Genomic DNA, 12908 nt, shown 5'->3' with positions numbered 1-12908 from the left:
CGACACGGCGACCCTGTTCACGCTTCCCCCGATGACGGACGCAGCCTCCACTCTGCAATGCCGGTACGGTCGCAGCGTGGCGCGCATTGCACTCGGCCGCAACCTCCCCACATATGGACGCCTCGGGCCCGCCGGACCCGTCGAGGTTGCGCCGCGAGCGCTTCGGTACGGGGTTGCCCCTTGGAGTCCAATCTCTTCCGTTACATCTGGCAGAAGAGCCGGGCGGAGCAGGTCGTCGTCCTGCTGATCATCCTTGTCTCGATCCCATTCAACTGGGCGTCCTTCGACGTGCCCAAGCGCATCGTCAACGACGCGATCCAGGGCGGCGCCTTCAAGGACGGCAAGACCACCGCGACGCTGATGGACTTCACCCTGCACCTGCCGTCATGGCTGGGCGGGGCGAGCTACAAGATCTCGGACGGCATCCAGGTCGGCCAGTACGGCCTGCTCCTGGGCTTGAGCACCTATTTCCTGCTGCTGGTGCTGATCAACGGCGCTTTCAAGTACGTCATCAACGTCCGCAAGGGCATTCTCGGCGAGCGGATGCTCCGGCGCATGCGCTACGATCTGTTCAGCCAGCTCATGCGCTTCCGGCCGGAGGAGATCCGCGCGGTCAAGCCGGCCGAGATCGCCAGCATGATCAAGGACGAGGTCGAGCCGATCGGCGGCTTCGTCGGCGATGCCTTCATCCAGCCGGTCTTCCTGCTCAGCCAGGCGCTGACGGCGCTCGTCTTCATCATGGCGCAGAGCTTCTGGCTGGGCTCGGTCGCGCTTTTGATCGTGCTGGCGCAGGCGATCATCATCCCGATCCTGCGGCGTGAGCAGCTCCGGCTCGGCCGCGAGCGCCAGATCGCCTCGCGCCAGCTCGCCGGCCGCATCGGCGAGATCGTCGATGCCGGGCCGATGATCCAGGGCCATGGCGCCACGGCCTATGTCCAGTCCGACATCGCCGGGCGGCTCGGGCGGCTCTTCGATATCCGCTACGCGCTCTACAAGCGGAAATTCGCGGTCAAGTTCCTGAACAACCTGCTGGCCCAGATCACGCCGTTCTTCTTCTACGCGATCGGCGGCTTCTTCGCGCTGCAGGGGCGGCTCGATATCGGCCAGCTCGTCGCGGTGATCGCCGCCTATCGCGACCTGCCGCCACCGATCAAGGAGCTGATCGACTGGGACCAGCAGCGCAACGACGTGACGATCAAGTACGATCAGGTCATCTCCCAGTTCAACACCGACGAAACCCTGGTCCTCGAGGAGGAGAACGGCGTCAAAGCCCTGCCGGAAAAGGGCGAGATCCGGCTCGAATCCGTGCAGATGCTGGACAATCGCGGCCAGCCGCTGCTGACGCCGCTCTCGTTCAGCCTGCAACGGCCGGGCGTGGCCGCGGTGGTCGGCCCGCAGGGTGGCGGCAAGGACGTGCTCGGCCGGATCCTCGGCCGGCAGGCGACGAGCTATACCGGCCGCGTGCTGATCGACGGCGAGCCGCTGGCGGGCATGTCGGTCGAGCGGGCGAGCCATCTCATCGGTTATTCCGGCGACGAGCCCGAGATCATCGCCGGCTCGATGCGCGACAACATCCTGCTGCCGCTCCGGCGCCGGCGACCCGATCTCAAGGCCGGCGGCGCGGTTTCGTCGCCGGAGCATCGCCGCTTCGTCGAGGCGATCCGCTCCGGCAATTCGCCCTTCCCGTTCGAAGCAGACTGGACCGACTATGAAGGGGTCGGCGTGACCGATGCGGCTGAGCTCGCGGCGCGGGTCCACGAGTTGCTCGACGTCTTCGGCTGTACGCAGGAGGTCTACGAGCTCGGGCTCGGCGGGAAAGTGATGCGCCCCGTCAGCGAGCAGGCGACCGAACGCATCATCGAGGCGCGCCGCGTGGTCGCGGCCGAGCTCGCGCGAATCAAGCAGGGCGACCTGATCGAGCCCTTCGTGCTCGACCGCTACAACCGCAATGCCCCGATCATCGAGAACCTGATCTTCGGCACGCGGACGACCATGCGTTTCGACAGCGCGACCCTGCTGTTCGAGCCCTATGCCCAGTCGATCCTGAACGCGGAGGCGCTGGTCGAGCCATTGGCCGAGATGGGCCGGCGGATCGTCGCGACCGTCGTCGAGATCTTCGCCGGCCTGCCGCAGGGCCACGCGCTGTTCGAGCGCTACTCCTTCGGCGCCAATTTCGAGTTCGAGCGCCTGAACGAGCTGGCGGAACTGCTGGCCAAGCACGACATGCGCAATCCGCTCGACCAGGAGACGGAACGCGACCTCGTCGCGCTGGCGCTCGGCTATATCGAGCCCAAGCACCGGCTGAACCTGATCGATGCCCGCCTGGAGCGGCGCATCCTCCGGGCGCGGGAGAGCTTCCGCAAGCATCTGCCGGCCGATGCGGTCGAGGATGTCGATTTCTACGATCCCGACACCGTGATGGTCGGCGCCAGCGTGCGCGACAACCTGATGTTCGGGCGTATCGGCTATGGCGTACCCGATGCCGCGCGCAAGGTGGGCGAGATCGCGCTGCAGGCGCTTGCTCGCTCCGGGCTGGGCGAGGCGCTCTACCGGCTGGGCCTCGATACCGAGAGCGGCATTCGCGGGCGCTTCCTGCCGGCGCGGCTGCGCCAGGCCGTGCCGCTTGTGCAGGCGCTGATCAAAGCGCCGCAGATCGCGGTGCTCGACATCTCGGCCCTGCTCGCGATTTCGGACTGTCCCGAGGAGATCGTCGCCCGCCTGCACAGCTATTGCGCGGGCATGACGCTGTTTCTTCTGGTCGGAGATGCTAATCTTGCGAGAGAGGTCCCGCTGCGGGTGGTGTTCCACGGAGCGACGGGGACGGTCGAAGCGCAGGACGCGCCCGACGCGGCCAATGATCGGGCGTCGCGCTTCGAGAATGCCGGGCGAATGGAGGCACGGTCATGAGTCTGGAAACCGATCTCGGCTGCCTGCGCGGCATGCCGCTGTTTCAGGGCATGCCGGCGTCGCGGCTCAAGCTCGTCGCGCTGATGGGGGAGCGACTGCAATTCGAGCCGGGCGACATCCTGATCAGCCCGCAGGAGAAGCTCGCGGGCGTCTACGTCATCATGGAAGGCGAGGTCGAAATCCTGCAGCCACGCGAGAACGGCGAGGAACGGGCCTTCGTCAAGGACACCGGCAGCATCACCGGCGACGTTGCGCTGCTCAGCGGCAAGCCGTTCAGCGTGACCATCCGGGCCAAGTCGCAGGTGTTGGCGTTGCGGATACCGAAGGACCTGTTCTTCGAACTGCTGCATACCGTGCCGGAGTTCAGCCTCGCGGTCTGCCGTGACCTGGCCGACCGGTTCCATCGGCTGGCCTCCGTGCTGCTGCACGAGCACGAAACCGTCTGACGAGGTCGATCAGCGCATGAACCGGCCGCAAGCTGCAGGCACGAATCGTACCGGAATGCCCCGCGGCGGCATGAGCGCGGGCATGGACCAGGTCTCGTCCTGGAGCCGGGATATCCGGCTCGTCTCCGGGCTGATCCTGCTCGCCTTCGCGACGACGCATTTCCTGAACCATGCCGTCGGCATCCTCGGCGTCGATGCCATGGAGAAGGTGCAGGACTGGCGCTACGGCCTCTGGCATTCCCGGGTCGGAACGGTCGCGCTCTACGGCGCACTGATCGTCCACCCGGTCTTCGCGCTGCTGCGCGTGGTGCAGCGACGCACCTTCAAGATGCCGCTGCGCGAAATGCTGCAGATCGCGCTCGGCCTCGCGATCCCGCTGCTGCTGATCGACCACATCATCAGCACGCGGATCATGGGCATCTATTTCGGCGTCGACGAGAGCTATCGCTCGGTGCTGCGGCGGCTCTGGCCGGGACTGGCGCTGACGCAGTCGCTGCTGCTGCTGCTGGTCTGGACGCATGGCATCATCGGCATCCACTTCATGCTGCGCGCCCGCGACAGCTATCGCCATTGGCGCGATCCCTTCCTGCTGGCGGCGATCCTGATCCCGCTTCTGGCGATTATCGGCTTCGCCGTGGGGGCGCGGGAGGCCGAGCGGCTGGCGATGCCGGCCGAACTGGTCAGCGATGCTCAGGCCGCGATGTTCGCCCGCGACGTGATGTGGGGGAAGGGCGGGTTCTACGGGCTCGTCGCCTGCTTCCTGCTCTTCATCGGCATCCGCGAGATCAGGGTTCGCACGACGCGCCAGATCACGGTGCGCTTCGTCGGCCATGGCACGCGCCGGCTGGCCCCGGGGCCGACCGTGCTGGAGATGTTCCGGCGCTTCGGCATTCCCCATGCGGCGCTCTGCGGCGGGAGGGCGCGCTGCGCCACCTGCCGCGTGCTGGTGATGGACGGCAACGACAAGCTGCCGAGGCCCGGCATGAACGAAGCCAAGCTGCTGCGCCGGATCTCGGCGCCCGAGGGCGTCCGGCTCGCCTGCCAGATCCGGCCGCGCGACGATCTGCAGGTGCAGCTCCTTCTGGCCTCGCGGCTGAATGCCGGTGCGGGCCGCGCCCTCGAACTCGACGATGCCGCCGGCAAGCGCGGCCTGACCGTGGTGGTGGCCGATCTCAGGGCGTTCTCCGCTCTTTCCGAACGGCAATTGCCGCGCGAATTGATCGGTCTGCTCAATCGGTTCTTCGACGAGATGGGGCAGGCGATCACCGCGCATGAAGGGCGGATCGACGCCTTCTATGGCGACGGCTTCATGGCTGTATTCGGCTTGGAAGGCCCGCCCGCGCGTGGGGCGCAGGCCGCGATCGCGGCTGCCGGCGACATCGTTCGGGCGGTCGATGCGATCAACCGCGAATATGGCGCGGCGCTGCCTTTGCCGTTGCGGATCGGCATCGGTATCCATACGGGCGATGCCGTCACCGGCGCGGTCGAGAACGACAATCTCGGCCGGCGCGAGATCACGGTCGGCGAGAGCGTCATGGTCGCGAGCCAGCTCGAATCGGCGACCCGGCGCGTGCTGGCCGATGTCGTCGTCTCCGAGGACACGATCAGGGCGAGCGGGCGCAGCTATGCCGGCACGACGGCGCTGAAGATCGCGATCAAGGGGCGGGAGAAGCCGCTTACCGCCTATGGCTTCGCCAGCGCGCCGGAAATCGCCCGCCGCAAGCGCGAGGACGTGGCCGTGCCGGTGCCCGTGGTGGCCGGGAGCGAGGCGACGACACCGGCGGAGGTGGTGCGGGAGCAGGACGAGACAGGCGAAAAAGGCTGATCCTTGCGCGGGCCGCTGGTTTTTTCCGGGCGCGCATGCCTATGGTCCGCCGGCTTTTCCTCGTGACGACTGAGACATGACGCCCGAACCGCCCCAAGAGGCCTTTCACGACCTGCTGCGCGGCATGGCGGCGCTCTCGGGCCATCGCATCGTCGCCGATATCGCGCGGCTTTACGGCAAGGGCGCGCCGCCCGACCTCTCGATCGCCTGCAATCACAAGCAGATCGCCTCGAAGCAATGGCTGGTCGAGGCGCTGGTGGAGACCTATCCGAAGCCCGAGGGGCCTGTCTGGGTGCTCGGTGCCTGGTATGGCGTGCTCGGCGCCCTGCTGCTCGACGATGAAAGGCTCGCGATTCCCGAAATCGTCAGCCTCGATATCGACCCGACCTGCGCGCCGGTCGCGGACACCCTGAACCATCGCCATGTCGCGGCGGGGCGGTTCCGGGCGGTGACGGCGGATATGACGGCGGTGGATTTCGCGGCGCAGTCGCCGGCGCCGGGGCTCGTCATCAACACGAGCTGCGAGCATCTCGACGATGTGCCGGGCTGGATCGCGACCCTGCCGAAGCGGGTGCCGCTGGTGCTGCAGTCCAACGACTATTTTCGCGAGCCGGACCACCGGAGCTGCGTGCCCTCGCTCGATGCCTTCCGCGAGCAGGCGGGGCTGTCGGAGGTCTGGTTTGCAGGCGCCCGGCCGGCGAAGAACTACACGCGCTTCATGCTGATCGGGCGGCGATGACGGAGCCTACGCGGCCGCGCATCGCGGTGGCGATGAAAGGTTATCCGCGCCTGTCGGAGACCTTCATCGCGCAGGAATTGCTGGGCCTGCAGCAGCGCGGCCTGCCCTTCGAGATCTGGTCGCTGCGCCATCCCACCGATGCGGCCAAGCATCTGATGCACCAGCAGATCACGGCACCTGTGCGCTATCTGCCGGAATATCTGCATGACGAGCCGGCACGCGTGGCGCGTGGATTGCTGGCGGCCTTGTTGCGGCCGGGCCTGCTGCGGCTCCTGCCGGTCTTCCTGCGCGATCTCGCCCGCGACCGGACGCGCAATCGCTGGCGCCGCTTCGGGCAAGCCTGCGTGATGGCGCATGAATTGCCCCGGGATATCACGCACTTGCATGTGCATTACCTGCACACGCCGGCTTCGGTGATCCGCTATGCCGCCCTGCTTGGTGGCCTGACATGGTCGTTCTCGGCCCATGCCAAGGACATCTGGACCACCGAGGACTGGGAGAAGCGCGAGAAGATCGCTTCGGCCGCGTGGGGCGTCACCTGCACGCGCGACGGGCATCGCGAACTCGAACGCCTCTCCGACCGGCCCGACAAGGTCGCGCTGCTCTATCACGGGCTCGATCTCGCGCGTTTTCCGGCGCCGGGACCGCGATCAGCGCGGGACGGCTCCAACGCGAACGATCCCGTGCGCTTCGTCACCATCGGGCGGGCCGTGGCGAAGAAGGGCTTCGACGACCTGCTGGAGGCGTTGGGGAGGCTGCCCAGCACGCTGAACTGGCGCCTCACCCATATCGGCGGCGGCGAGAAGCTGAAGGCTCTGCAGGCGCAGGCCCAGGCGCTCGGGCTCGACGACAGGATCATCTGGGCCGGGCCGAAGGCGCAGGACGAGGTCATCGCCGCGCTGCGGGCGGCCGATCTCTTCGTGCTGCCCTCGAAGGAGGCCGGGGACGGCGACCGCGACGGCCTGCCCAATGTGGTGATGGAAGCGGCGAGCCAAGGCTTGCCGATCGTCGCGACCGATTTCGCGGGGATACCGGAATTCGTACGTGACGGCGTCGAGGGCCAGTTGGTGCCGCCGGGCGATGTCGCCGCTCTGGCCGCCGCGCTGGGTGAACTTGCCGGGGCGCCCGAAAAGCGCGCGATGTTGGGTAAGGCAGCTTATGCGCGCCTGACGGAATCTTTCTCCGCGCAGGCCGGGCTCGACCGGGTCGCGGCGATGCTGAAGCGCTCGGCCGGAGGGGGGGCATGAGCGCCTCCGTCCTGATTGCGGTGACGCATCTGCTCGGCAGCGGCCATCTGGTGCGGGCGGCCAATCTGGCGCGAGCACTGGCACAAGGCGGCTTCTCCGTGACGCTGGCCGGCGGCGGCATGCCGTTACGCGCGATGGAGGGCGAGCCCTTCGCCTTCGTGCAGTTGCCGCCGATCAGAACCGAGGGCACCGATTTCCGCACGCTGTTGGATGAAGCTGGCCAGCCGATTGAACCAGAGCGCAAGACCGCTCGCATCGCGATGCTCGAAGAACTGGCTGCGCGATTGCGGCCCGATGTCGTGATCGTCGAGCATTTCCCCTTCGGACGGCGGCAACTGGCGGAGGAGTTCCTCGCCCTGATCGCAGCCGTGAAGGCGGCGCGGTCCGAGGCGCTGGTGCTTTCCTCGGTGCGCGACGTGCTGGTGACGCCGCGGCCTGACCGGATCGCGGAGGCCGAGGAGCGGATCACCGGGCTGTTCGACGCGGTCCTGGTCCATGGCGATGCGAATTTCCTGCCGCTCGACCGGTCATGGCCGGTGGGCGAGGGGCTGGCGGGGAAGCTGCGCTATACCGGTTACATCGCCGACGACCGGCCCGTTGGAGACGCGCAGGAGAATGGCGAGATCATCGTTTCCGGCGGCGGTTCGGCCGCCGCCCTGCCGCTTTTCGCCAATGCCGTCGCAGCGGCGCGGCTCGACCGCTCCGGGCGCCGCTGGCGGCTTCTCGCGGGGCGCGGCATCGCGGAGGTCGATCTCGCGCTGCTGGCGGCCGAAGCTGTCGACAGGGTCGTGATCGAGCGGGCGCGGCCGGATTTTCCCGCATTGCTTGCCGGTTGCGCCGTTTCGATCAGCCAGGCCGGCTACAATACGGTGCTCGACCTTGTCGCGGCTGGCCGGCCGGCGATCGTCGTGCCCTTCGACGCCGGCAACGAGACCGAGCAGACGGTCCGGGCCGAGGCGATGGAGCGGGCGGGGCTGGCGCGCTGCTTCCGCCTGTCTGGAGATTTCGTCGCGGACGCGGTGGCACTCGCGGATGCCGTTGGGGGAGCCATCGGCTCCCGGCCGCCGGCCTTGCCCATCGACCGAGACGGCACCGTCCGCTCGGTTGCTATCGTGACCGAGCTTCTCGCCGTGGCCGCTGCCCGCGCAGGACACTGAGCCGGCATGCCCTTTGCGTGGGCCGGGGTGCAGCTTTGCGAATTGCCGCTTCCGGTCTTTCGCTCTAATGAGGGACGATCCGCCTCCCTCCTCGGTCGGCTCTGGGTTACCCGGCGAATTCCGGTCATGGCCCCTTGCCTGGAGACAAGATGATGACGACGACGACTGCGCCCGGCCTGCCCGACATCAAGCTGTCGGTGCGCCAGACTTTCGGGATCGATTCCGATCTCGAGGTGCCGGCCTATTCCGCAGCCGATCCGCATGTGCCGGACCTCGACCCGGATTACCGATTCGACCGCGACACCACGATCGCGATCCTCGCCGGCTTCGCTCATAACCGCCGCGTCATGATCTCGGGCTATCACGGCACCGGCAAGTCGACCCATATCGAGCAGGTCGCGGCCCGCCTCAACTGGCCCTGCGTCCGCGTCAACCTCGACAGCCATGTCTCGCGCCTCGACCTCGTCGGCAAGGATGCGATCGTGCTGAAGGAAGGCAAGCAGATCACCGAGTTCCAGGACGGCATCCTGCCCTGGGCGCTGCAGAACAACATCGCGCTCGTCTTCGACGAATACGATGCCGGCCGCCCGGACGTGATGTTCGTGATCCAGCGCGTGCTGGAGCAGTCCGGCAAGCTGACGCTGCTCGACCAGAAGCGCGTCATCCGCCCGCATGCGGCCTTCCGCCTGTTCGCCACCGCCAACACGGTCGGTCTCGGCGACACCTCCGGCCTCTATCACGGCACCCAGCAGATCAACCAGGGCCAGATGGACCGCTGGTCGATCGTCACCACGCTGAACTACCTGCCGCATGATAACGAGGTCGCGATCGTCCTCGCGAAGTCGAAGCATTTCCAGAGCACGCCGGAAGGCCGGGACGTCATCAACAAGATGGTCCGCGTCGCCGATCTCACCCGCAACGCCTTCATGAACGGCGATCTCTCGACCGTGATGAGCCCGCGTACGGTCATTACCTGGGCCGAGAACGCGGCGATCTTCGGCGATATCGGCTTCGCCTTCCGCGTCACCTTCCTGAACAAGTGCGACGAGATGGAGCGCACGCTGGTGGCGGAGTTCTTCCAGCGCTCCTTCGGCAAGGAACTGCCGGAAAGCGCCGCGAACGTGGTGCTCAGCTAACGGGAGGACACGAGCCATGGCGCAGTATCAGGGAAGCTGTCACTGCGGGCGGGTCGCCTACGAGGTCGAAGCCGATCTCGCGCAGACGATCACCTGCAACTGCTCCTACTGCCAGCGCCGCGGCTCGATCCTCACGTTTTCGCCCGCCAGCGCCTTCACCCTGACCAAGGGCGAGGACGCGCTGACCGAGTACCGATTCCACACGCAGAAGATCCAGCATCTCTTCTGCGAGACCTGCGGCATCGAGTCCTTCGCGCGCGGCGCGATGCCGGACGGAACGCCGACGGTCGCGATCAATGTGCGCTGCCTTGCCGGGGTGGAGCCAACCGAGCTCCAGTCGATCCAGTACGACGGCCGGTCGCGGTAACAGTCACGGAACCCAGAGGACGGCCTCAGTCTTGTCCATCTCGAACCGCAAGCCAGGAACGCCGAAAGAGGCTCCGGCCGAGCCGCTGAAGCGGGCGATCTCCGGCGCCATGAAGGCGATCGCGCGCAAGCCGGAGATGGAAATCGTCTTCGCTGCCGACAAGCCCTCGCTGGTCGGCGAGCGGGCGCGCCTGCCCGAGCCGCCGCGCAAGCTCAGCCCCGGCGACGTGGCGATCCTGCGCGGCCATGCCGATTCGATGGCGCTGCGCCTCGCCTGCCATGATGCCGCGATCCACCGCCGCGCTGCGCCGGAAGGCGATGCCGCCCGGGCCGTGTTCGACGCCGTCGAGCAGGCGCGCGTCGAATCGATCGGCGCGCGGCGGATGTCCGGCATGGCCGGCAACATCACCGCGATGCTGGAAGACCGCTATCATCGCGGCGGCCGCTACGAGGAAATCACCGACCGGGCTGACGCGCCGCTGGAAGATGCGCTGGCGCTGATGGTGCGCGAGCGATTGACCGGCCTGAAGCCGCCGAAGGCGGCCGAGAAGGTCGTCGAGCTCTGGCGCGAGCAGATCGAGGCCAAGGCCGGCGGCGATCTCGACCGGCTGACGAAGACGATCGAGGACCAGCGTGGCTTCGCCCGCACGGTGCGCGACATGCTGGCCGCGCTCGACATGGCCGAGCAGACGGCACAGGGCGACGAGCAGGACGAGGACGAGGACAACCAGGACCAGTCCTCCGAGGATCAGCAGCAGCAGGACGGCGAATCCGAGCAGGAGAGCGGCGCCGACCGCTCCGAGGTCGAGGTCAGCGAGGACGCGACCGAGGAACTGCAGGAGGGCGCCTCCGAGGCGACCGACGCGCCGGCCGGCGATTGGGAGGAGGAGGACGAGAACTCCGAATCCGAGGAGGCCGGCGAGGCCCCGCGTCCGCGCGAGAGCCGCGGCAACGAGCGGCCGCAGACCGACTACAAGGCCTATACCCAGAAGTTCGACGAGGTCGTCACGGCCGAGGAGCTCTGCGACGCCGAGGAATTGACGCGCCTGCGCGCCTATCTCGACAAGCAGCTCGCCCATCTGCAGGGTGTGGTCGCGCGCCTCGCCAACCGCTTGCAGCGGCGCCTGATGGCGCAGCAGAACCGGACCTGGGAATTCGACCTGGAGGAGGGCGCGCTCGACCCGGCCCGCCTGCCGCGCATCATCCTCGACCCGTTCCAGCCGCTCTCCTTCCGGCAGGAATCGGACACGAATTTCCGCGACACGGTCGTCACCCTGCTGATCGACAATTCCGGCTCGATGCGCGGCCGGCCGATCACGGTCGCGGCGACCTGCGCCGACATCCTGGCCCGGACGCTGGAGCGCTGCGGCGTGAAGGTCGAGTTGCTCGGCTTCACCACGCGCGCCTGGAAGGGCGGGTTGTCGCGCGAGGCCTGGCTGCAATCGGGCAAGTCGGCCAATCCCGGCCGCCTGAACGATCTCCGCCACATCATCTACAAGGCGGCGGACGCGCCCTGGCGGCGCGCGCGCAAGAATCTCGGGCTGATGATGCGCGAGGGGCTGCTCAAGGAGAATATCGACGGCGAGGCCCTCGATTGGGCGCATAAGCGCATTCTCGGCCGACCCGAGCAGCGCAAGATCCTGATGGTGATCTCGGACGGCGCGCCGGTCGACGATTCCACCCTCTCGGTCAATGCCGGCAATTATCTGGAGCGGCATCTGCGCCATGTCATCGCCGAGATCGAGACGCGCTCGCCGGTCGAACTCATCGCTATCGGCATCGGCCATGATGTGACGCGCTATTATCGTCGCGCGGTCACCATCGTCGATGCCGAGGAGCTCGGCGGGGTGATGACCGAGAAGCTCGCCGAGCTGTTCGAAGAGGACGGTCCGGGCGGTTCCGGCGCCAAGCGCCGCGGCCATTGATGCGTCTCACGCGCCGCGCCGCGCTGGCAGGGCTCGGCGCGCTGGCGCTGCCCAGCGCCGCGCAGGCGGTCGAGCAGACCCGCTTCCCCATTGGGGTCTCGGCCCGGCCGATCACGGCCTTCGAGCCGCGCCGGCCGGAGCAGCGCCGTTTCGATGCGCTGCAATTCCGCAGCGGGCTCGTGCTCTCGTCCGGCCATCCGCGCTTTGGCGGGTTGTCAGGTCTCGCGCGCCTCAATGGCGGACGCGATCTCGTCGCGGTGACGGATCGTGGCTACTGGCTGACCGCGAAGGTCGGCTCCAGAAACGGCAAGCTGACCGGGCTTGAAGATGTCGAGATGGCGGCGATTCTCGGCGGCTCCGGCCGGCCGCTCTCGCGCTCGGGGCTCTACGACACCGAGAGCCTCTGCATCCATGACGGCACGGCTTATGTCGGCATCGAGCGCAAGCACGAGATCGCGCGTTTCGACTGGGCGCGCGATGGCGTCGAGGCGCGGGCCCGGCCCGTGCCTGTGCCGCCCGAGCTGAAGCGCCTGCCGCGCAATCGCGGGCTGGAGGCGCTCGGCGTCATGCCCGTGGGGCCTCTGAAGGGGGCGCTGGTCGCGATCGCGGAACGTTCGGGCAAGGAGGACGAGCCGACGCTCGGCGCGCTTGTCGGCGGCCCGCAGCCCGGCCTGTTCAGGCTCGCCCGGCATGACGGCTACGACATCACCGATCTCGCCTTCCTGCCATCCGGCGACATGCTGGTGCTGGAGCGCTGGTACCAGCCGCTGCGCGGCGTCGGCATGCGGATCAGGCGAATCGCCGGGCGCGACATCCGGCCGGGTGCGTTGGTGGACGGTCAGCGCCTGATCGAGGCCGATCTCGGCTTCGAGATCGATAACATGGAGGGGTTGTCGGTCCATCTGGAGGAGGGGCGCACGGTGCTGACCCTGGTCTCGGACGACAATTTCTCGTTCCTGCAGCGCACGCTGCTGCTGGAGTTCGAGCTGCTGTGAGGCCTTCCCTTCTCCCCCTGCGGGAGAAGGTGGCCCGGAGGGCCGAATGAGGGGGCGCACAGGTCTTGAAAGCTTCGGAGAACGCCATGAAACGCTTGCGAGCAGTGTCGCGAGACCCCTCACCCTAACCCTCTCCCGCAAGGGGCGAGGGGATGGCGCGCGTGG

The 12908-nt window shown here is 67.7% G+C and carries 10 protein-coding genes; all 10 read left to right on the top strand.

The features are described 5' to 3' along the window. The first annotated feature begins 180 nt into the window (after positions 1-180). A complete protein-coding gene (locus ACODTJ_RS08510) occupies positions 181-2907 on the top strand; it encodes an ABC transporter transmembrane domain-containing protein (protein WP_454655568.1) in 2727 nt (908 codons plus the stop codon). Further along, positions 2904-3353 carry a Crp/Fnr family transcriptional regulator gene (locus tag ACODTJ_RS08505; RefSeq protein ID WP_488848171.1) on the top strand — a complete coding sequence of 150 codons (450 nt, stop codon included), beginning with the start codon at positions 2904-2906 and terminating at the stop codon, positions 3351-3353. Before ACODTJ_RS08510 ends, ACODTJ_RS08505 begins: the two co-directional genes overlap by 4 nt. A gap of 82 nt (positions 3354-3435) precedes the next feature. Further along, the gene (locus ACODTJ_RS08500) at positions 3436-5178 is read left to right on the top strand and encodes an adenylate/guanylate cyclase domain-containing protein (protein ID WP_454655570.1); all 1743 of its coding nucleotides are present in this window, start codon (positions 3436-3438) and stop codon (positions 5176-5178) included. A gap of 76 nt (positions 5179-5254) precedes the next feature. Further along, on the top strand, positions 5255-5917 hold the full coding sequence (locus ACODTJ_RS08495; protein ID WP_454655571.1) for a class I SAM-dependent methyltransferase: 663 nt from the start codon (positions 5255-5257) through the stop codon (positions 5915-5917). Further along, a complete protein-coding gene (locus ACODTJ_RS08490) occupies positions 5914-7164 on the top strand; it encodes a glycosyltransferase (RefSeq protein WP_454655572.1) in 1251 nt (416 codons plus the stop codon). The genes ACODTJ_RS08495 and ACODTJ_RS08490 overlap by 4 nt, the downstream gene beginning before the upstream one ends. Then, the gene (locus tag ACODTJ_RS08485) at positions 7161-8321 is read left to right on the top strand and encodes a glycosyltransferase family protein (protein ID WP_454655573.1); all 1161 of its coding nucleotides are present in this window, start codon (positions 7161-7163) and stop codon (positions 8319-8321) included. The genes ACODTJ_RS08490 and ACODTJ_RS08485 overlap by 4 nt, the downstream gene beginning before the upstream one ends. Positions 8322-8473: 152 nt before the next feature. Beyond that, positions 8474-9457 (top strand): cobaltochelatase subunit CobS, encoded by a 984-nt coding sequence (gene cobS / locus ACODTJ_RS08480; protein WP_488848169.1) that lies wholly within the window; start codon positions 8474-8476, stop codon positions 9455-9457. 16 nt (positions 9458-9473) lie between these two features. Beyond that, complete coding sequence (locus ACODTJ_RS08475) at positions 9474-9824, top strand: GFA family protein (RefSeq protein WP_454655575.1); 351 nt, start codon at positions 9474-9476, stop codon at positions 9822-9824. A gap of 31 nt (positions 9825-9855) precedes the next feature. Then, complete coding sequence (gene cobT, locus ACODTJ_RS08470) at positions 9856-11748, top strand: cobaltochelatase subunit CobT (protein WP_454655576.1); 1893 nt, start codon at positions 9856-9858, stop codon at positions 11746-11748. After that, positions 11748-12743, top strand: coding sequence for an esterase-like activity of phytase family protein (locus tag ACODTJ_RS08465; protein ID WP_454655577.1), 996 nt, complete (start codon positions 11748-11750; stop codon positions 12741-12743). Before cobT ends, ACODTJ_RS08465 begins: the two co-directional genes overlap by 1 nt. Positions 12744-12908 lie beyond the last annotated feature (165 nt).

This window comes from Allobosea sp. FG18 (genome assembly GCF_057809495.1).
The sequence above is the reverse complement of the archived record's forward strand: the minus strand, read 5'-3'. Positions and strand labels throughout refer to the sequence as shown.

Excerpts from the sequence above, each read along its gene's own strand:
- ACODTJ_RS08490 (WP_454655572.1), top strand. The coding sequence starts at position 5,914 with ATGACGGAGCCTACGCGGCCGCGCATCGCGGTGGCGATGAAAGGTTAT.
- ACODTJ_RS08485 (WP_454655573.1), top strand. The coding sequence starts at position 7,161 with ATGAGCGCCTCCGTCCTGATTGCGGTGACGCATCTGCTCGGCAGCGGC.
- ACODTJ_RS08505 (WP_488848171.1), top strand. The coding sequence starts at position 2,904 with ATGAGTCTGGAAACCGATCTCGGCTGCCTGCGCGGCATGCCGCTGTTT.
- ACODTJ_RS08500 (WP_454655570.1), top strand. The coding sequence starts at position 3,436 with ATGGACCAGGTCTCGTCCTGGAGCCGGGATATCCGGCTCGTCTCCGGG.
- cobS (WP_488848169.1), top strand. The coding sequence starts at position 8,474 with ATGACGACGACGACTGCGCCCGGCCTGCCCGACATCAAGCTGTCGGTG.
- ACODTJ_RS08475 (WP_454655575.1), top strand. The coding sequence starts at position 9,474 with ATGGCGCAGTATCAGGGAAGCTGTCACTGCGGGCGGGTCGCCTACGAG.
- ACODTJ_RS08465 (WP_454655577.1), top strand. The coding sequence starts at position 11,748 with ATGCGTCTCACGCGCCGCGCCGCGCTGGCAGGGCTCGGCGCGCTGGCG.
- ACODTJ_RS08495 (WP_454655571.1), top strand. The coding sequence starts at position 5,255 with ATGACGCCCGAACCGCCCCAAGAGGCCTTTCACGACCTGCTGCGCGGC.